Source organism: Serratia rhizosphaerae, assembly GCF_009817885.1.
Lineage (GTDB): Bacteria > Pseudomonadota > Gammaproteobacteria > Enterobacterales > Enterobacteriaceae > Serratia_B > Serratia_B rhizosphaerae.
Genome location: NZ_CP041764.1, coordinates 2,814,974 through 2,832,936, shown reverse-complemented (window position 1 = coordinate 2,832,936; position 17,963 = coordinate 2,814,974). Strand labels below are relative to the sequence as shown.

General features: G+C 60.3%; 17 protein-coding genes. 6 read left to right on the top strand and 11 right to left on the bottom strand.

Features of this window, described 5'->3' with window-relative positions:
- Together sctV and sctW are read right to left on the bottom strand one after the other, a co-directional pair.
- Positions 1 to 2,124, bottom strand: a complete 2,124-nt coding sequence (sctV, locus tag FO014_RS13190; RefSeq protein ID WP_160029846.1) for a type III secretion system export apparatus subunit SctV — start codon at positions 2,122 to 2,124, stop codon at positions 1 to 3.
- 9 nt (positions 2,125 to 2,133) lie between these two features.
- Positions 2,134 to 3,264 (bottom strand): type III secretion system gatekeeper subunit SctW, encoded by a 1,131-nt coding sequence (gene sctW / locus FO014_RS13185; protein ID WP_160029845.1) that lies wholly within the window; start codon positions 3,262 to 3,264, stop codon positions 2,134 to 2,136.
- A 284-nt stretch (positions 3,265 to 3,548) separates the two neighbouring features.
- Here sctW and FO014_RS13180 point away from each other — a divergent pair, with 284 nt between their 5' ends.
- The 3 genes from FO014_RS13180 (at position 3,549) to FO014_RS13170 (ending at position 6,435) form a co-directional block, all read left to right on the top strand.
- Entirely contained in the window at positions 3,549 to 4,094 is a 546-nt protein-coding gene (locus tag FO014_RS13180) for an RNA polymerase sigma factor (protein WP_160029844.1), read from the top strand.
- Positions 4,095 to 4,320: 226 nt separating this feature from the next.
- Positions 4,321 to 5,781, top strand: a complete 1,461-nt coding sequence (locus FO014_RS13175) for a PAS domain-containing sensor histidine kinase (protein WP_160029843.1) — start codon at positions 4,321 to 4,323, stop codon at positions 5,779 to 5,781.
- Between the two features lie 15 nt (positions 5,782 to 5,796).
- The gene (locus tag FO014_RS13170; RefSeq protein ID WP_160029842.1) at positions 5,797 to 6,435 is read left to right on the top strand and encodes a response regulator; all 639 of its coding nucleotides are present in this window, start codon (positions 5,797 to 5,799) and stop codon (positions 6,433 to 6,435) included.
- Positions 6,436 to 6,501: 66 nt separating this feature from the next.
- On the opposite strand, the gene FO014_RS13165 is transcribed toward FO014_RS13170, so the two are convergent.
- The 4 genes from FO014_RS13165 to FO014_RS13150 all read right to left on the bottom strand — a co-directional run bounded on the left by FO014_RS13165 (position 6,502) and on the right by FO014_RS13150 (position 11,416).
- Positions 6,502 to 9,003, bottom strand: coding sequence for a heavy metal translocating P-type ATPase (locus FO014_RS13165; protein ID WP_160029841.1), 2,502 nt, complete (start codon positions 9,001 to 9,003; stop codon positions 6,502 to 6,504).
- A 56-nt stretch (positions 9,004 to 9,059) separates the two neighbouring features.
- Positions 9,060 to 9,269, bottom strand: coding sequence for a heavy-metal-associated domain-containing protein (locus FO014_RS13160; RefSeq protein ID WP_160029840.1), 210 nt, complete (start codon positions 9,267 to 9,269; stop codon positions 9,060 to 9,062).
- A 210-nt stretch (positions 9,270 to 9,479) separates the two neighbouring features.
- Entirely contained in the window at positions 9,480 to 10,388 is a 909-nt protein-coding gene (locus FO014_RS13155; protein ID WP_160029839.1) for an endonuclease/exonuclease/phosphatase family protein, read from the bottom strand.
- 113 nt (positions 10,389 to 10,501) lie between these two features.
- On the bottom strand, positions 10,502 to 11,416 hold the full coding sequence (locus FO014_RS13150; protein WP_160029838.1) for a LysR family transcriptional regulator: 915 nt from the start codon (positions 11,414 to 11,416) through the stop codon (positions 10,502 to 10,504).
- 104 nt (positions 11,417 to 11,520) lie between these two features.
- Here FO014_RS13150 and FO014_RS13145 point away from each other — a divergent pair, with 104 nt between their 5' ends.
- A complete protein-coding gene (locus tag FO014_RS13145; RefSeq protein WP_160029837.1) occupies positions 11,521 to 12,549 on the top strand; it encodes a zinc-dependent alcohol dehydrogenase family protein in 1,029 nt (342 codons plus the stop codon).
- A 196-nt stretch (positions 12,550 to 12,745) separates the two neighbouring features.
- Here FO014_RS13145 and FO014_RS13140 read toward each other — a convergent pair whose 3' ends face one another.
- On the bottom strand, positions 12,746 to 13,975 hold the full coding sequence (locus tag FO014_RS13140; protein WP_160029836.1) for a CynX/NimT family MFS transporter: 1,230 nt from the start codon (positions 13,973 to 13,975) through the stop codon (positions 12,746 to 12,748).
- A gap of 160 nt (positions 13,976 to 14,135) precedes the next feature.
- On the opposite strand from FO014_RS13140, the gene FO014_RS13135 reads away from it, so the two are divergent.
- Positions 14,136 to 14,915 (top strand): AraC family transcriptional regulator, encoded by a 780-nt coding sequence (locus tag FO014_RS13135; protein WP_160029835.1) that lies wholly within the window; start codon positions 14,136 to 14,138, stop codon positions 14,913 to 14,915.
- On the opposite strand, the gene FO014_RS13130 is transcribed toward FO014_RS13135, so the two are convergent.
- Together FO014_RS13130 and FO014_RS13125 are read right to left on the bottom strand one after the other, a co-directional pair.
- A complete protein-coding gene (locus tag FO014_RS13130; RefSeq protein ID WP_160029834.1) occupies positions 14,912 to 15,358 on the bottom strand; it encodes a hypothetical protein in 447 nt (148 codons plus the stop codon). The genes FO014_RS13135 and FO014_RS13130 overlap by 4 nt on opposite strands.
- Positions 15,351 to 15,971 carry a TetR/AcrR family transcriptional regulator gene (locus FO014_RS13125; RefSeq protein WP_160029833.1) on the bottom strand — a complete coding sequence of 207 codons (621 nt, stop codon included), beginning with the start codon at positions 15,969 to 15,971 and terminating at the stop codon, positions 15,351 to 15,353. The genes FO014_RS13130 and FO014_RS13125 overlap by 8 nt, the downstream gene beginning before the upstream one ends.
- A gap of 117 nt (positions 15,972 to 16,088) precedes the next feature.
- On the opposite strand from FO014_RS13125, the gene FO014_RS13120 reads away from it, so the two are divergent.
- On the top strand, positions 16,089 to 16,676 hold the full coding sequence (locus FO014_RS13120; RefSeq protein WP_160029832.1) for an NAD(P)H-dependent oxidoreductase: 588 nt from the start codon (positions 16,089 to 16,091) through the stop codon (positions 16,674 to 16,676).
- A gap of 47 nt (positions 16,677 to 16,723) precedes the next feature.
- Here the strand turns inward: FO014_RS13120 and cbpM are convergent, their stop codons facing one another.
- Complete coding sequence (gene cbpM / locus FO014_RS13115) at positions 16,724 to 17,029, bottom strand: chaperone modulator CbpM (RefSeq protein ID WP_160029831.1); 306 nt, start codon at positions 17,027 to 17,029, stop codon at positions 16,724 to 16,726.
- Between the two features lies 1 nt (position 17,030).
- The gene (gene cbpA, locus FO014_RS13110) at positions 17,031 to 17,954 is read right to left on the bottom strand and encodes a curved DNA-binding protein (protein WP_160029830.1); all 924 of its coding nucleotides are present in this window, start codon (positions 17,952 to 17,954) and stop codon (positions 17,031 to 17,033) included.
- Positions 17,955 to 17,963 lie beyond the last annotated feature (9 nt).

Genomic DNA, 17,963 nt, shown 5'->3' with positions numbered 1-17,963 from the left:
TTAATCCTCCCAGGGGGTGAGTGAATAGAATGCCGGATCGACATCGAGACGCCCCAGCACCTGAACCGCCAGCGCCGGCTCCAGCTCGGCAAATGAAAGCACCGGCACCGCATGGAAACGCTCCTGAATCAGCGCCCGCAGCGGCCCGCGCAGATCCTGCGCCGCCAGCAGCACCGCCTGCCTGTCCTGCCCCGGCGCGTAGGCCTGCTTCACCTCCTGATGAATCAGCTGGATCTGCTGCTGGCTCAGGGCGAAAAAAATATCGTTCTGGGTCTGACGCAGGCTGTCGCGCAACGCCTCTTCCAGTTCAGGCGTCAGCAACCAGGCGTGAATGCCGTCCGGCTGGCCGTATTGATGACAAAGGTGGGTTTTCAACGTGATGCGCACCTGCTCCGTCAGCAGGTTGACGTCGCGTTCGTGCTGGCCGTGTTCGATCAGCGCCTCGCCGATGGCGCGTACCGAGCGCAGCGGAATGCGCTCCGCCACCAGCTTTTGCAGCACGCCGGAGAAACGCGTCAGCGGCATCACCCGCTGCAGCTCCTGCGCCAGCTCCGGCTGCTCGGCGTCCAGCCAGCTCATCAGCGCCCGCGTCTCCTGCAGGCCGATAAAGTGCGGGCTGCTGGCGTGGATGGCGTCTTCCATACGCGTCAGCAACAGCTCACCGGCGCTGTGGCGCGCCAGATCTTCACGCGCCAGCAGCGGGTGCTCCGCCGCCAGCCACAGATAATCCTCTTCGCCGCGCGCCTCATCGCCGGGGATGGCGCCTTCACGCTCCGCCTCGCTCAGGCTCTCCAGCTGGCGGATGTCCAGCGCCGTTAACGCGCTGTTGAAGGTGCCGACCACTTTCGGGATCTCATACACCGAGAAGCGGAACTCATCGGCCGGCTGCTTATCGGTAAATTCGATATCAAACGCCGGCAGGGTAAAGCCGAAGTGGTAAACGATGCGGTTGCGCAACCTGCGGATCTCCTGCACCAGATCCAGCGTCTCCGCCACGCCGCGGCGCGAAGTATGGAACTGGATCAACCAGGGGCGCGTCGGGTTGAACTGGCGCAGATCCTCGCGGCCGTTCAGCTCCGGCGGGATCACTTCGTTTTCGATCTGCGGCTTCGCCAGCAGCATTTCCTGCCGCGCACGCCACACCTGGAAACCGCCGCCGCCGAGGGTGATCAACGCCAGCAGCGAGAACACCACGCCCGGCATGCCGGGCACCAGCGCGAAGCCGATCATCCCCATCGAGGCCAGGATCCACGCCTTGGGTTGGCTGGTCAGCTGCTCGGCGATCTCGCGGCCGACGTTCGGCGTTTCCGTACTGTCGCCTTCTGAGGAGACGCGGGTAATGATCATGCCGGCGGTCAGGGAGATCAGCAGCGCCGGGATCTGGGCGATCAGGCCATCGCCGATGGTCAGGATCGAGTAGGTGTGCATGGCATCGCCGGGCGCCATATCCAGCTGCAGTACGCCGATGCTGAAGCCGCCGATCAGGTTGATACACAGGATCACCAGCCCGGCGATGGCGTCGCCTTTGACAAATTTCATCGCCCCGTCCATCGCGCCGAACAGCTGGCTCTCTTTCGCCAGTTCATTGCGGCGGTTGCGCGCCTGATGCACGTCAATCAGTCCGGCGCGCAGGTCGCTGTCGATCGACATCTGCTTGCCCGGCATGGCGTCCAGCGTAAAACGCGCCGCCACTTCCGCCACGCGCTCCGATCCTTTGGTGATCACCAGAAAGTTCACCACCGTCAGGATCAGAAACATCACCATCCCCACCGCCAGGTTGCCGCCCACCACAAAGTTGCCGAACGCCTCAACGATATGGCCAGCGTCCTGCTGGATCAGGATCTGGCGGGTGACCGAGATCGACAGCGCCAGCCGGAACATGGTGGTCAGCAGCAGCACCGCCGGAAAGGTGGAGAACGCCAGCGGTTTGGGCAGATACATCGCCAGCACGATCAGCAGCGAAGAGAGACAGATGTTGACGGCGATCAGCATGTCGATCAGCCCCAACGGCAGCGGGACGATCAGCATAAACACCAGCGCCAGGGCAAACGCCGCGCCGACGATCTCCGAACGCTGCATCGCGCTGATGGCGATTTTATTGAGGATGGCAAATAGGCTGTTCATCACGCTCCCTTACGGCTTCGACGCGCGTCTGGCCTGCTGACGCTCGCTCTTCAGCAGTTCCGTATTGTGGTTTTCCAGCAGTTTCAGCGCCGTCTGCCGCCCGTCCTTGATTTTCCACAGCCCGATCGGCAAATCGCGCACCAGCGGCAGCACGCCGTTAAAGAAAATGGAGAGATGGCGCGGCTGTGCATCGGTCACCACCTCGTGTCCGAGCTGGCTGAAGTCCTGCTGGAAAGCGCCGTTGTGGCAGATATGCAGCAGACGCCGCGCCAGTTCCACGTGATCCATATTGCCCAGCGCCATTTTTCCCGCCATCCGATCCAGCAACGTCCGGCTCTCTTCCAGGGTGTGGTTGACCTGCCCGGCCTCGAACAGCCCGGTCTGAATATGGCGCAGCGCCCCGGCGCCGATTGACGAGGCCAGCGCGGCGATATCGTCGGCCAGCGCGCGCTGCAGCGTACGCAGCCCGGTGCTGAAGTCCTGCGGCGCAAAATGCCCCAGCAGCAGATCCACCATCGCCATCGCCGACTGCTGATGCACGATGCTGTCGTAATAAATATTGCGCAGGCTCTGTTTGCGCTGCGGGTTGTCAGTCAGCTCGGCGATCGACCCGGCAATATTCAGCCCGGCCCGCAGCCGTTCGCCGTGGTGCTGTTCCAGCGCCTCCAGATGCTGCTCCACCGTCTGACGCAGCTCTTCATCGCCGTCGCTGCGCGCCTCGCGCTCCATCACCCGCAACAGCAGGTCGCAGCGCGCCGGGTCATCGTCCAGCATGGCGAGCAGTTCGTCAGTTTCCGCCTTACGCTTTAAGGCGTCGCGCAGCCGCTGCAGCGATGCCTGCTGACGCCCGGCATCGCGCGCATCCAACATCGCGTACATTTTATGCAGCTCGACCTTGTTCAGCAGATGGCGGTGACGCACGTGATGCTGGTTCTGCCGGCGCTGGTCCGCCTTCTTTTTACTTTCCGCCTTTTCGCCAAACATCAGCCCGGCTTCTTCTTTGATATCGTCGGCGCTGGCCGCGCCCGCGGCGGCATGGCCGGCGGCCCTGCCGCTGTTTTTATTCTGTCCGACCTCTCCCTGCTTCATCAGGGCGCGCAGCGGGTTTGGCGTAAAGGCCAGGCTGGAGGATTTCAACATTGCCGGTTCCTCATCAAGATGACTCTCTTTCTGTGGAGCCGGAGCGCTTCAGGTTCCGAAAAAAATAAAAGAATTGAGTTATTGGAAATTCAAATAATCACCAGATGAAATTAGTGCCATTCCTTGCACAGCAATTTTTTCTTTTTTGCGGATTTTTTCTCAGAACATTCCTAGCGTAAAAATAAAGGCACATAAAAACAACACACTATTTACGAAATAGGAGTGGCACAGCGCTTGCTATTTAAGAGTGAACTCACTGCGATTTTATTTAAGGAGAAATAAAAATGATGAATTCATTCACTGCCAGCGCACTGCCGACCAACGCCATAGATATACCGGTGGACTGGGAATGTATTTTTAAGCAATCGAACAAAAAGCTGATTAATTTCATTCGAAGGAGAGTCGCCAGCACGGAGGATGTGGAAGACATCGCGCAAATGACCTGCCTGGAAGTACTGCGTAACCGGCATAAATTTACCGGCGCCTCGCTGCCGGAAACCTGGATGTTCGGCATCGCCATTAATCTGATCCGCAACCACTACAAGCGTCAGCAAAACCGTTATCTGTTTGATACGCTGAACGATGAGGTGCTGGAAAACCTGCTGCACGATGACGATCCTAGCGCGCTGACCGAACAACAGCGGCTGCTCGCCATGGCCATGAGTTCGATTGACCAACTGCCGGAAGAAATTAAACGGATGCTGACGATTTTGATCGGCGATGACGGCAGTTATCAGGATATCGCCCTGCAGCTGAATATCCCGATAGGCACCGTGCGTTCCCGTCTGTCGCGCGCCAGAGAAACGCTGAAAAACCAGGTATTCCGCTGATTGGCTGCCGGTACGCCGGGGAAAATAACAGGCGAAAATAACGTTCAAATAAAAATAATGAAAATCCGAACTAAAATAAATAACCGGCGAGCGCCGTGAAAAGCCGCGCAAACGCAGGATCAAGTCCTATTTTTTCAGAAACTGCTACGTTACTCTGCGGTTAATACACGGCATTAACCGCGCTTGCGCCATCACGGTAACGGCACAATAACAAGGAGATGATCTATTGCAGCGTTTTTTCCACTGGCTCGATCCCTCGCTGACGGCAACGGAGTCATTATCGTCCATCGCGCTCAACCGCATTCACGACGCTATTTACCTGCTCGATCAGGATTTAACCATAAAATACGTCAATGAACGCGCCTGTAACCTGATGGGGTACAGCAAAAAGGCGCTGCTCAGCAGCAATTTTGCCGCCATCGCGCCTGAGCTGGCGGATAACGATGTCGCCGCGCTGTGGTGGAAACTGACGATGCGCCCGGAGGGCATCACCTTTACCTCCCAGCACCAGCATCGCAACGGTGAGATCATCGCCGTCCAGGTCAGTTCCAGCCGCTATCAGCACGGCGGTCGTCCGCATGCGCTGTGCATCGTCAGCGATGTCCGCGAGCTGAAGAAGAAAGAGGCGATTCAACACCTGCGGGAGAAGCAATTCCGCGCGCTGGTCGAGAACTCGCCGGATATGGTGGCGCGCTTCGATCTCTCTTTTCGCTGTATTTACGTCAACCCCCGCGTGCTGACGTGGTTTAACCGTAGCGAAAGCCAGATCTTCGGCTGGAAGCTGACCGAAAGTGTGCCGCACCACAACGCCGGCATGGAGCTGTTGCGCCTGATCGCCCACACCATGAGCAGTTCCACCCCGACCGACGGGGAAATCGCGCTGGAACATCAGAGCCAGCAGCGCGTGCTGCACGTGCGCAGCGTGCCGGAGTTTAATCTGGAGGGCGAGCTGGAGAGCGTGCTGGCCATCGGCCGCGATATCACCGGCATCCGGCTGGCGGAGAAAGAGCTACGCGACGCACACCAGCAACTGCGCCTGCTGGCGCGTAATCAGGAAGCGCGGCGCGAGGCGGAACGCAAGTACCTGGCCAGCGAAATCCATGATGAACTGGGCCAGCACCTGACCTCGCTGCGGGTCGGTCTGTCGCTGATCCGCATGCAGTCGCCGGAAAATAACGCCGCCGTGCACCTGCAGGTGGAAAATCTGATGCGCCTAGTGGACAGCACCATTCAGGTGGTGCGCGACGTTTCCACCCGCCTGCGGCCGAATATGCTCAATATGGGCCTGCTGCCGGCGCTGGAGTGGCTGCGCGATGAATTTAACCGCCAGCAAAAGTGCCGCTGCATTCTGATCGCCACCACGGAAAAAAAACTGCAGCTGGATGACCCCAGCACCACCGCCGCCTTCCGCGTGGTGCAGGAGTCGCTGACCAACGTCACCCGCCACGCCAGGGCCAGCAGCGTCTATATCTTTGTGCGCCAGCGCGGCGAGAAACTGGAGATCGAAGTGGTGGACAACGGCCGCGGCTTCGACCAGCAGCGCGTACGCTCCAACGCCTGGGGACTGCCGGGGATGAAAGAGCGGGCGGAAATGCTGCAGGGCTGGCTGACCATCGACAGCAAACCGGGCGAAGGCACCCGCGTACGGCTCAACTTCCCGCTCAACCGACAAAATTTTGATAAATAATAAAGCGAGAAAGACATGACCCAGCCAATACGTTTAATGATTGCCGAAGACCACGCCATTATGCGTGAAGGCCTGAAGCAGCTGTTCCTGCTGGACGCCGGCATCAAGGTGGTCGCCGAAGCCGCGGACGGCGGTCGGGTGCTGGAACGCCTGCGCGCCGGCGATGTCGATCTGCTGCTGCTGGATATCTCCATGCCGGGGATCAGCGGCGAAGATCTGATCAACCGCATCAGCAGCCAGCACCCCGGGCTGAAGATCCTGGTACTCAGCATGTTTAATGAACCTCAGATCGCTCAGCGCATGCTGGAGCACGGCGCGCTGGGCTATATCACCAAAGATCGCAACCCGGAAGCATTGCTGAATGCCATCCGCAGCGTCGCCAGCGGCGCGCGCTATATCGATCACGAGCTGGCGCAGAAGATCGTATTCGCCCAGTATCAGAGCAACAGCGCCCCCCACGAGAACCTGACCCTGCGCGAGCGGCAGATTATGATTATGCTGGCCCACGGCGAATCAATTAACGCCATCGCCGACACCCTGGCCATCAGCAATAAGACGGTCAGCACCTACAAATCGCGCTTGATGAAGAAGATGGGCTTCACCGCCAATGCCGATATCGTCAAGTACGCCATCAGCCATAACCTGGTGCAGTAAGGCGGGACGGAAAAAAATAAGGCACGCTGTCGCCAGCGTGCCTTTTGTTTGCCGTTCCTGGCGGGTTCAGTGCCCGTCCGCCTGACGCAGCGGCGGCGTAAAGCGGCGCAGCCGCAGCGCGTTGCTCACCACGAACACGCTGGATAACGCCATGGCGCTGGCGGCAAACACCGGCGACAGCAGGGTGCCGTTCAGCGGATACAGTATGCCCGCCGCTACCGGAATCAACGCCACGTTATAGGCAAAGGCCCAGAACAGATTCTGTTTGATATTCACCAGCGTGGCTTTCGACAGCGCAATCGCGCTGGAGACGCCGCCCAAATCGCCGGACATCAGCACCACGTCGGCAGCCTCGATGGCGATATCCGTCCCGGTGCCGATGGCGATGCCCACGTGCGCGGCGGCCAGCGCCGGCGCATCGTTGATGCCGTCGCCGACGTAGGCCACCGGCCCATACTCGGCGGCGAGGCGCTCAATGGCCGCGACTTTACCGTCCGGCAGCACTTCAGCCACCACCTCATCGATCCCCAGCTGACGCGCAATCGCCTGCGCGGTACGGCGGTTGTCGCCGGTGATCATCGCCACTTTCAGCCCCAGTTCATGCAGCGCCTTAATCGCCGGCAGGGTGGTGTCTTTGATCGGATCGGCCACCGCGATCATCGCCGCCAGCCGGCCATCGATGGCGACATACAACGGCGTTTTGCCCTCATCGCCCAGCCGCGCGGCACCTTCCGCCATCTGCGCCACGTCCAGCCCCAGCTGCTGCATATAGCGATCCGCGCCCACCGCGACGGTCATCCCCTCGATATCGGCGTTCACGCCAAAACCGGTGACCGACTCAAAGCGCGTAATAGTCGACAGCGGCACACTCTCCTGCTGCGCGGCATCGACAATGGCGCGGGCGATGGGGTGTTCCGATTTGTTTTCCACGGTCGCCACCAGCCCCAGCACCTGCGCGCGCTCAAAGCCGGGCGCCAGCACCAGATCGGTCAGTTCCGGACTCCCTTTGGTCAGGGTGCCGGTTTTATCCACCGCCACCACGGCCGCATCCCGCAGCGACTGCAGCGCCTCGCCTTTGCGGAACAGCACGCCCAGCTGCGCCGCGCGCCCGGTGCCCACCATGATGGAGGTCGGCGTCGCCAGCCCCATGGCGCACGGACAGGCGATAATCAGCACCACCACCGCATTCACCAGCGCAAACGACAGCGCCGGCGACGGCCCGAAGAACAGCCAGACCAGAAACGTCAGCAGCGCCACGGTCATCACCGCCGGCACAAACCACATGGTGATGCGATCCACCAGCGCCTGAATCGGCAGTTTGGCGCCCTGCGCCTGCTCCACCATGCGGATAATCTGCGCCAGCATGGTGTCGCTGCCGACTTTGGTCGCTTTAAACGTCAGTGCGCCGTTCTGATTGACGGTGCCGCCGACCACTTCGGCGCCGCTTTTTTTCTCTACCGGCACCGGTTCGCCGCTGATCATCGACTCGTCGACAAAGCTTTCACCCTCCAGCACTTCGCCGTCCACCGGGATGCGCTCACCGGGCCGGACTTCAATAATGTCCTCACGTTTGACCTCGGCGATATCCACTTCTGCCGCCTTACCGTCGCGCAGCACGCGGGCGGTTTTGGCCTGCAGGCCGATCAGCCGTTTAATCGCCTCCGAGGTATTGCCCTTGGCGCGGGCCTCAAAGTAACGCCCGAGTAAAATCAGCGCGACGATCACCGCCGCGGCTTCGTAGTAGACGTTGACCGTGCCGGCCGGCAGCCACTGCGGCGCAAAGGTAGCCACCAGCGAATAACCGTAAGCGGCGCTGACCCCGGTCGCCACCAGCGAGTTCATGTCGGGCGCGCCGTGCAGCAGGGCCGGAATACCCTTCTGGAAGAAACGTAAGCCGGGGCCGAACAGCACGATCGTGGTCAGCACAAACTGCAGGTACCAGCTGTTCTGCGTGCCGATGGTGCGGTCAATCAGAGCATGCATGCCCGGCACCAGATGCGAACCCATCTCCAGAATGAAAACCGGCAGCGCGAAACAGACGGCCACCAACAACGCTTTTTTCAGCGAACGCAGTTCTGCCGCCTGACGTACCGCCTGATCGGCGGTATCGCTCTTATCGGCGGCGATCGTCTGCGCCTCGTAACCCGCCTGCGCGACGGCGGCGATCAGCTCATCGGGGCTCACCCCGGCGGCCACCTGTACCTGCGCCCGTTCGGTCGCCAGATTGACCGTGGCCTGCTCCACGCCGTCTACCGCAGCCAGCGCGCGTTCAACCCGCCCTACACACGACGCGCAGGTCATGCCGGTTACCGACAGGTTGATGGTTTCCAGCTCCACCGTGTAACCCGCGTCATTCACCGCCTTCACCGCCGCCGCCACGTCGGGCGCGCCGCTAAAGGTGACGAATGCGCGTTCGGTGGCCAGATTGACGCTGGCATCGGCAACGCCGGGCACCGCTTTGAGCGCGCGTTCCACGCGCCCCACGCACGAGGCGCAGGTCATGCCTACGACGGGGAAATTGATTGCCGTTGACGCTTTAGACTGGGATGCCGTCGAATGCGTGTTCATAAAAAACTCCTCCTGCGACAGCGCCCCGTCATACCACAGGGCGCTCCTTTTGCTGTTCAGTCAGACTCGACGCTGGCGTGGAAACCGGCCGCAGCCAGCTCGGCCATCAGTTCGGCGCCGTCAACGCGGCTGGTAATAATCACCCGCTTGGTTGCCGGGTCGGCATCGATCTGCGCCAGCGGATCCCGCGCTTTGACCATTTTGGCGATCGAGGCGGCGCAGCCGCCGCACTTCATCGTCGGAATATGCAGCTGTAGATGATTCATCAATGGCTCCTTGCGTAAGTTGATCCCCATCGTCAACCTTGACCTAACGTCAAGGTCAATCTTTTTTGCAAAGTATTTTTTATTTGACGCGGCGGCTCAGAGAAATCAGCGCCGCACGGGGGAATGGCGTAATCTGGCTGCAGCGTGGATCTTCCACACTGCGGCGGTCTTATTATAGAGATGAAGCGCGCGCTTCCAAGGGCAGGCCGCTTAGCGGTTGCGAATAATCATCTGCACCGGATAGTGATCCGAGTACTGGTCGGTAAACGCATCGCGCAGCACTTTTACCTCTGCCACGTCGTTCTTCATCGCCGGAGAGACATAAATGTAGTCATAGCGCAACGGCGTCTTGGCCTGGTCATAGAAGATTTTCGTCGGCGCGGTGGCGACGAACGTATCCGGATACTTCTGCTTCAGCACGTCAATAAAGCCGCGCGACAAGATATTTTGCTGCACGGTGTAGTCCATTTTGCCGTTCACCAGGTTTTGCAGCACCGGCCGTTTGGCCTCTTTATCCTGCAGCTCCTTCACCATCTCGCTCTCGTTATAGCCGTTTTTATCCAACGGCGAGAAAGAGTTGAGGTCGCCGGCAATGATCCATTTGCCGTTCGGATCCGCACCATATTTGATGGAATCCAGAATCAGGTTCATCTCATCAATCCGCTGCGAGGTGCGGAACGGGTTCATATGTGTGACCACAAAGTGATAGTGACCGACATCGGCAAACAGCGCGCCGTGCCAGAGGTTATCCACCATCTTGCGTACATTGACAATCGGGTATTTGGCGGTGATTGCCGTCGGGAAAAATTCATCGTCGCCCGCCACCTTCGGCTCTTTCAGCAGCACCGCATAGCGGTGCCCGTAGCTCTGGGCAAAGGCCTCCAGCGTCTCGCGGGTAAAGTGGTTCATCTCCTGCCAGGCGATAATATCGGCATCCTGCCGCCTGGCCCATTCGGCAAACTTCTGTTTCCCCTTCGAGGTGTCGGACTTCATCCCCCAGTAGGCGTTATAGCTGATAATTTTCAGCTGCTGTTGCTGCTCCAGCGTCTGCGCGGCGCAGGCCGGCAGTGAGCCGCCGAGTAAACCCACTGCGATCGCTACGCTGATTATCGTTCTCATACTACGCTCCTTGTTGTTATATCAACATCACGTTCCGTTAATACTCACCTTCAGAAAGACGATGATTTTCCTCTCTATATACCACGCGACTTCCTTCTGTTTTGTGATATGCATTACTCTTGCCGCGTTTCTGCGGCCATATCCAGCCGCATAAAATCAACAAACGCCCGCATCTGCGGCGTCATAAACCCATTACGCGGGTAGTACAGGTGAAACCCCGCGACCGGTTTACACCACTGCGGCAGCACCCGCACCAGCGTGCCCCGGCGCAGCGCCGGCGCTACGCACTGGGCTTCCAGTAACGCCAGCCCCGCCCCCTGCTCGGCGGCGGCCAACAGCAGATCAATATCGTTGACCGTCAGGGTGGGGTCGATGTCCACCTCGATGCGCTCACCGGCGCGGCTGAGACGCCAGCGATACTGGGCGCCGTTGCCGCTCCAGCGGTAGTTGATGCAGCGGTGGCGGACAATCTCCTCCGGCGTCGCCGGCGGCGGCTGCGTCTGAAAACAGCCCGGCGCGGCCACCACCACCATCTGCAGATCCGCCGTCAGCCTGACCGCAATCATATCCTTCGGCACCCGGTCGCACGAACGGATGCCGGCATCGAACCCTGCGGCGACAATATCCTGCAGGTTGTCATCCAGCAGCATCTCCAGACGGATATCCGGATAGCGCGCCATAAAACGTTCAATCGCCGGTACGATCACCAGATGCCCGGCCAGGCGCGGCATACTGATGCGCAGCATACCGCGCGGCGTCCGCTGCGCCTCTCCCGCCCCCTGTATCGCACTTTCCAGCGCAGCCATCGCCGGCTCCAGCTGCGCCATCAGCCGTGAACCGGCCTCCGTCAGCGCGACGCTGCGCGTGGTGCGGTTAAACAGCCTGACGTGCAGCCGCTGTTCCAACGCGCGGATCGCATGGCTCGCCGCCGACGGCGACAGCCCCAGCCGCTGTGCCGCCCGACGGAAACTCCTCTCTTTAGCCACCGCCATAAAGACGGCCAGCTCAGCGTAATCGGCCCCTTTCATATTGCTGTGCCTTATTCATCAGTTCATGCGGATTATAGGGTATTAATTCACCTTTCTACCTGCGACACAATGAATGCCTCAACCCTCAGAGGAGAAAACAACTTGTGAACACTATGCGACGTTGGGAAATGAACGGTTTCGGACGCCAATCGCTGGCGCTACAGACGGCGGCGCGCCCCCGCCCGGCAGAAGATGAAGTGCTGGTGCAGGTGATGTCGGTCGCCCTGAATCACCGCGATAATTGGGTGATCGACAGCGGACGCGGCTTACCGCTGCGCTTTCCGTTTACCCCCGGTTCTGACCTTTCGGGGCGCGTGGTGGCGGCCGGCAGCCAGGTCAGCCGCTTTGCGCCGGGGGATGAGGTCATCTCAGTCTTTGCCCCGGAGTGGCTCGACGGTGCACGCCCCGGCAACGCGCGCGAGCTGGCTTACCGCACTCTGGGCGGCTTTTACCCCGGCGTACTGGCGGAATATGTGGCGATGAAAGCAGACTGGCTGGTGGCTAAACCCGCCTCGCTCAGCCACGCTGCCGCCAGCACGCTGCCCTGTGCGGCGCTGACCGCCTGGTTTGCCCTGGTGGAGCGCGGCAACCTGCAGCCGGGAGACAGCGTGCTGATTGAAGGCAGCGGCGGCGTAGCGCTGTTTGGTTTGCAAATCGCCAACATGCTGGGCGCCAAAACCCTTGTCGCCACCAGCGCCGGCAAAATGGCGGCGGTAAAACAGCTGGGAGCCGATGCGGTTATCGATCGTAACGCGCTGGGCATGGTCGACGCCGTCCTGCAGTTGACCGCCGATCGGGGAGTCGACCACATTCTTGAGCTGGCGGGCGGCACGCACCTGGGACAGGCGGCGGCGATGTGCGCCATCGGCGGAAAAATCCATCTGATCGGCGCGCTGGAAGGCTTTACCGTGTCGTCGCCGCTGGAGCCGATCCTGTTTAAGGATCTGGCGATTTACGGCATCGGCACCGGCCATCGCCGGGCGTTGAGCGAGATGTGCGCCGCCTTCGACGCCAACGGCCTCACACCGGTTATCGACAGCGTGTACCCGCTGGAAGCATTGCCGCTGGCGCTGGCGCGTGTGGAAAGCGGCGCCTTCGGCAAAGTGGTGGTGAACATTGGCGAGGCGGCGTAGGCCGTCCGCATTTTTCTCCCCTGACGCCCACGCTCAAAAACGGCCGGTAGCCCGGCGAATATTCAGGACAGTCTTATCCTGATTGTCCTTATACAACCTCCATGACTGATGTATTCCGAGAACGTAAAGCGGCGTCAGTCAACAGCCGCCCTGTCAACATGGCACACCGCATATTCTTTCACCGGTCATGGCCGCGCTATCTTTCCTCTTCGGATAAACGGCCTTCGTTCAGCGGCTCCGCCGGCGTCAAACAGCGATCGCGCCCGGCCAGGTAGCCCACCAGCGCCATTACCAGCGCCAGCGCCGCGCAGATCAACAGCGGGCCATGCCAGCTGTGGGTGGCGTCATACAGCAGCCCGACGCCGGGCGGCCCGCCGACGGCCAGCAGGTAACCGACGCACTGCGCCATACCGGAGAGCGCCGCGGCCTGTGCCGGCGTGCCGGAACGCAGGCCGATAAACGCCAGCCCCAGGATAATGGTGCTGCCGGCACCGATACCGAATAACACCACCCACAGCGTCGCGAAAGCAGGCAGCGCCAGCAGCCCCAACAGACCGGCAGCGGCCAGCAGCGATACCGTAACGGCGATCGCCCGCTGGTCTTTCATCCGCGCCAGCAAATGCCCGGTAAACAGCCCCGGGACGGCGGTCGCCAACTGCAGGACGCCGTGCAGCGATCCCGCCTGTTCGGCGCTGAAGCCCTGATAACGTAAAATCGACGGCAGCCAAGCAACCACCACATAATAAATCAGCGAGTTAAGTCCCAGGAACAGCGTCACCTGCCAGGCCAGCGCGGCGCGCCATACGCTACCGGAACGCTGCTGTGGCTCACCGGCGATCGCCAGCCGCGCTGCACCGTGGGAAAGCTGGGGAAACCAGATCGCCATCGCCAGCAACGGAAACAGCAGCATGGCGAACAGCGCGCCATTCCAGCCCAGCGCCGACAGTTGCGACAGCGGCACCACGGCCGCCGAGCCTAACGCGGCGCCAACCCCCATAATCAGGGCGTACAGCCCGGTCATGCTCGCCACCCGCTGGGGAAAGTCGCGTTTTAACAGGCTGGGCAACAATACGTTGCCCATGGCGATACCCAGACCGATCAGCACCGTGCCGCCATACACGCCGAACAGACCGCCGTAAGAACGGTAGCCGATACCGGCGGCAATCAGCAGCAGCGCCGCAAAAATCACCCGTTCAATGCCATACTTAACGGCAATGCTGCCGGCTAGCGGCGAAAACAGCGCGAACGCCAGCAGCGGCAGGGTTTGTATCAGGCCCGCCTGTACCGCACTCAGGGAAAAGTCGAGGCGGATGGCGTCCAGCAACGGCGCCAGACTGGTGAAAGGCGCCCGCAGGTTGGCGGCCACCAGCAGTATGCCCACTAGCAGAAGATGGGACTTTTTCACACGAAAGGATAATAATTTCATAATGTTATTCGCTGAGTTAATTTCCAGCATGACGTCTTGCCCGCGTAACGCGTCGCTAGGATTACAGGCCCGGTAACGGGAGTAGAAGTATTATAAAATTTTGATAATGAGTGGTGATATTTATATAACTGCAATTAATCTCTAAATTTGGCCATTTACCATGTCGTTACTGCAAAGCTACGAAGAGTTCGATCCTGACACCAACACCAGCCTGGCGGTGGCGCTCCACATTTCCGCCACGGAAACGCGTCGGACTATGCCGTTTCATCATCACCGCAAGGGCCAGCTGATCCTGCCGCTGCGCGGTGGCCTGGTGTGTGAGGTCGCCAAAGCCTACTGGATGGTGCCGACCGGCAACGCCGTCTGGATCCCTGGCGGGATGGAGCACAGCAACCGGGCAATGGGCGATGTGGATATTTATCTGTTGTTCGTCGAGCCGAACTATCCCGGCATGCCGGACGAGTGCTGTACGCTGCAAATCAGCCTGATGCTGCGTGAAATCATCAAACACTTCGCCACACTGCCGGCAGATTACGTCGCCGACAGCCCCACCGGCCGTCTGGCGGCGGTGATGATGCACGAACTGGCGCAGATGCCGGTCGGGCTTCTGCATGTGCCAATCAGCGGCAATGCCAAGATCAAACAGCTGGCGGATGAAATCATGCTGGCGCCCGGCAGCCGCAGTACGCTGCACGAGTGGGCGCAGAAGATGGCGATGAGCGACCGCAGCTTTGAGCGGTTTATACGGCGGGAAACGGGCATGACGTTCGGCAAGTGGCGCCATCAGCTGCAGCTGATGGTCGCCGTACGGATGCTGGTGCTGGGAGAATCGGTACAGAACGTCGCTTATGAACTCGGTTACGACTCCCCGACCGCCTTTATCACCATGTTTAAAAAAGCGTTGGGTAAAACGCCGGGGCGTTACCTGATGCAGGATTAGCGCCGGCTTTCACGCCAGAACGCGTAGCCGCAGGCTGCAATCGTCAGCGCGACGACCAGCATGCTGCTCAGCAAGCTGATATTCAGCATGCGCAGCATCATGGCCGACAGCCCTTCGGAATACGGCGGTAGGCCGCCGCTTTTCACGGCGATAAAATAGAACAGTACAATCAGTATCACCTGGCAGGCCAGCCAGGCGACCATCGGTAGGATAACCACCGCCAGCCGGCGCTCCGCCGCCGTCGCGCGTAATGCGAAAAAGCAACCCAGCGGCGCCAGCGCGGGCAGCAGCGGCATCAGCACACTGACGACCAGTTGCATCACCGGAATGTCATACTGCCGGAAAACCTGCCATGACATCATCACACCCGCCGGCAGGGTGCGATAGAGCAGGATGGCGCACAGACCTCCCCACACCAGTGCAGCTTTTGTCGACTTATTCATCCCGTTCACCTCCCTCAGCCAGAGTGCGGCAACGCTGCACCATGGCGATAATCACCTGAAACAGCTCATCTTTGGCCTGCTGCTCGCTCACCACGCCGTTCACTACGGCATCAGACAACCCTTCCGCAGCGCCGAGCATCCCCCGCAGCGCCGCGTCGTGCAGCGGCAGGCCGTCGCAAAACGGGGCAAACAGCGCGCGGCATTTTTCCGTAAAACTTACCGCGTACTCCTGCCGGATCTGCGCCAGCTCCGGCGTACCGGTCAGCGCCGCCATCACGCTGGGCATCTCACGCCCCTGCTGCAGGACGCACTCGATATAGGACGCGGCAATCACCGTCGCCCGCTGTTCCAGCATCGGCGCCGCCCGACGGAGGTTGTCATCCATCAGCGCCGTCTGACGACGATCGAACTCTTTATACAAGATGGCGAACAAACCGGAACGGTTGGAGAAGTGGTCATAAACCACCGGCTTGGTGACGCCGGCCTGCTGCGCCAGATGGCCAAGGGTCAGCGCTTCCGTCCCTTCTTCACGAATAATCCGCCATGCCACGTCTATCAGCTGCAGGTGGCGCGCTTCCCGCGATAGACGCCGGCGTGCAGGCGCTGTGGCCATACGGTGACTCCTAATTTGTCTACGGCACTATATACTAAAGGTAACTTACTATTGGTAGGTTACCGTGAGTCTTCAACACTACGTCCGTTCCCGTTTCATGGCAACAGGAGTCTCTCCATGCATGCACTGATCGTCGTTTCTCACCCTCTGCAGCACTCCCTGACGCACGGCAGCGCCGCCGCCATCGCCGAAGGCATCACCGCGGCCAATCCGACGCATACCGTTGACATCGCCGACCTGACGCAGGAAGGCTTCAACCCGACGTTTTCCGCCGCGGATATGGCGGCGTTTCAGCAAACCGGAGCCGTCCCGCCCGACGTGCTCGCCGAACAGGCGCGTATCGACCGCGCCGATGCGTTGGTACTGGTGTTCCCCGTTTACTGGTGGTCGATGCCGGGTCTGCTGAAAGGCTGGATCGATCGCGTATTTACCAACGGCTGGGCCTATGACGACACCTCCGGCGACACCGTAGTGAAGAAACTGGCGCACCTGCCGGTGCATCTGGTGGCGTTGGGGGCGGTTAACCGGCAGACCTTTGTCAAACGCGGCTACGCCGACGCTTTCAACACCCAGGTAGGCCACGGTATTTTCGACTATTGCGGCGCGCCGGTGCTAACCAGCGAAGTACTGCTGATGCCGGAAATGGGCAGCCCGGAAGCCTGCTTGGAAAGGGCGCAGGCTATCGGTCGCGCCATTTTCCGCTAACTCATGTTATCAACCTGCCAGCGCGGCGTGGCGCGTTGGCGGGTTATTCAAACATTTTCCGTAAAACGCGCCAGCCGCTGCCGCAGCTGCAGGTTCTCCCTGCGCAGCTGTTCGACTTCATCCAGCAGCGTCAGCGCCACCGCAATCCCCGGCCAGTCCAGTGCCAGTTCTTGATGCAGCCGCTGCGCGCGATGAAATTCCGCCAGCGCGCCATCGTCAAACAGCCACTCGTCGTCGGCCGGCTGACAAGGTTCGATCACCCCCAGCCCGACTATTTCGACCAGTTCATCTTGCGATACGCCGGCGTGCAGACAAAACTCTGTCAGCGTAAACGTGATATTTACGTTGGTCATATTACTTACCCCACTCTTTACGCGGATCGAAATCTGACTGCGCTTCTGCCAGCCGCTGCCACAACGCTGCGCTCTGCGCGTCCGGCTTCGGCGGCATTACCACTTTCACCACCGCGTACAGGTCGCCGCTCGCCGTCTGTCCCTTGCCCGGCAGGCCTTTGCCTTTAATGCGCAGACGCTGCCCGCTCTGCGTGCCGGCGGGAACGGTCAACAGAATCTGCTGCTGGATGGTCGGTACGGAGACTTTGGCCCCCAGCGCCGCTTCCCACGGCGACAGCGGCAAAACGATTTCCAGATTGTCACCGACGATATCGAAGCGCGGATGCGGCGCAATACGCACGATCAGATAGAGATCGCCGCTCGCGCCGCCATCGATCCCCGGCGATCCCTGCCCCTTGAGGCGAATGCGCTCCCCTTCCCTGACTCCGGCCGGTATTTTCACGTTGAGCGTTTTCGGGATTTCCTGCTCGACCAGACCAAACACGTTATATACCGGCACGTGATAGCTGATGGTGCGTGTCTGTTCGGCAAAGATATCCTCCAGGAATACCGCCACTTCAATCTCCAGATTCTGGCCGCGCATGGCATGGTGCTGGCGCTGCTGACGCGCGCGCGCACGTTCACCGAACATCGAGGAGAAGAGGTCGGAGAAGTCTTCTGCGTTGTAACTGTCGTTGTGCTGCGCCTGCCGGCCGAAATGCGGATCGTTGCGGTGCAGGCGCAGACGATCGTATTCCGCGCGGCTTTCTTCGTCCTTCAGCACCTCATAGGCTTCGGCGACTTGCTTAAACTTTGCCTCGGCATCCGGCTCTTTGCTGACGTCAGGATGGTATTTGCGCGCCAGGCGGCGATAGGCCGTTTTTATCACCTTGAGATCGTCTTCAGGCTTAACGCCCAAAATGGCATAATAATCCTTGAATTCCATAATATTATC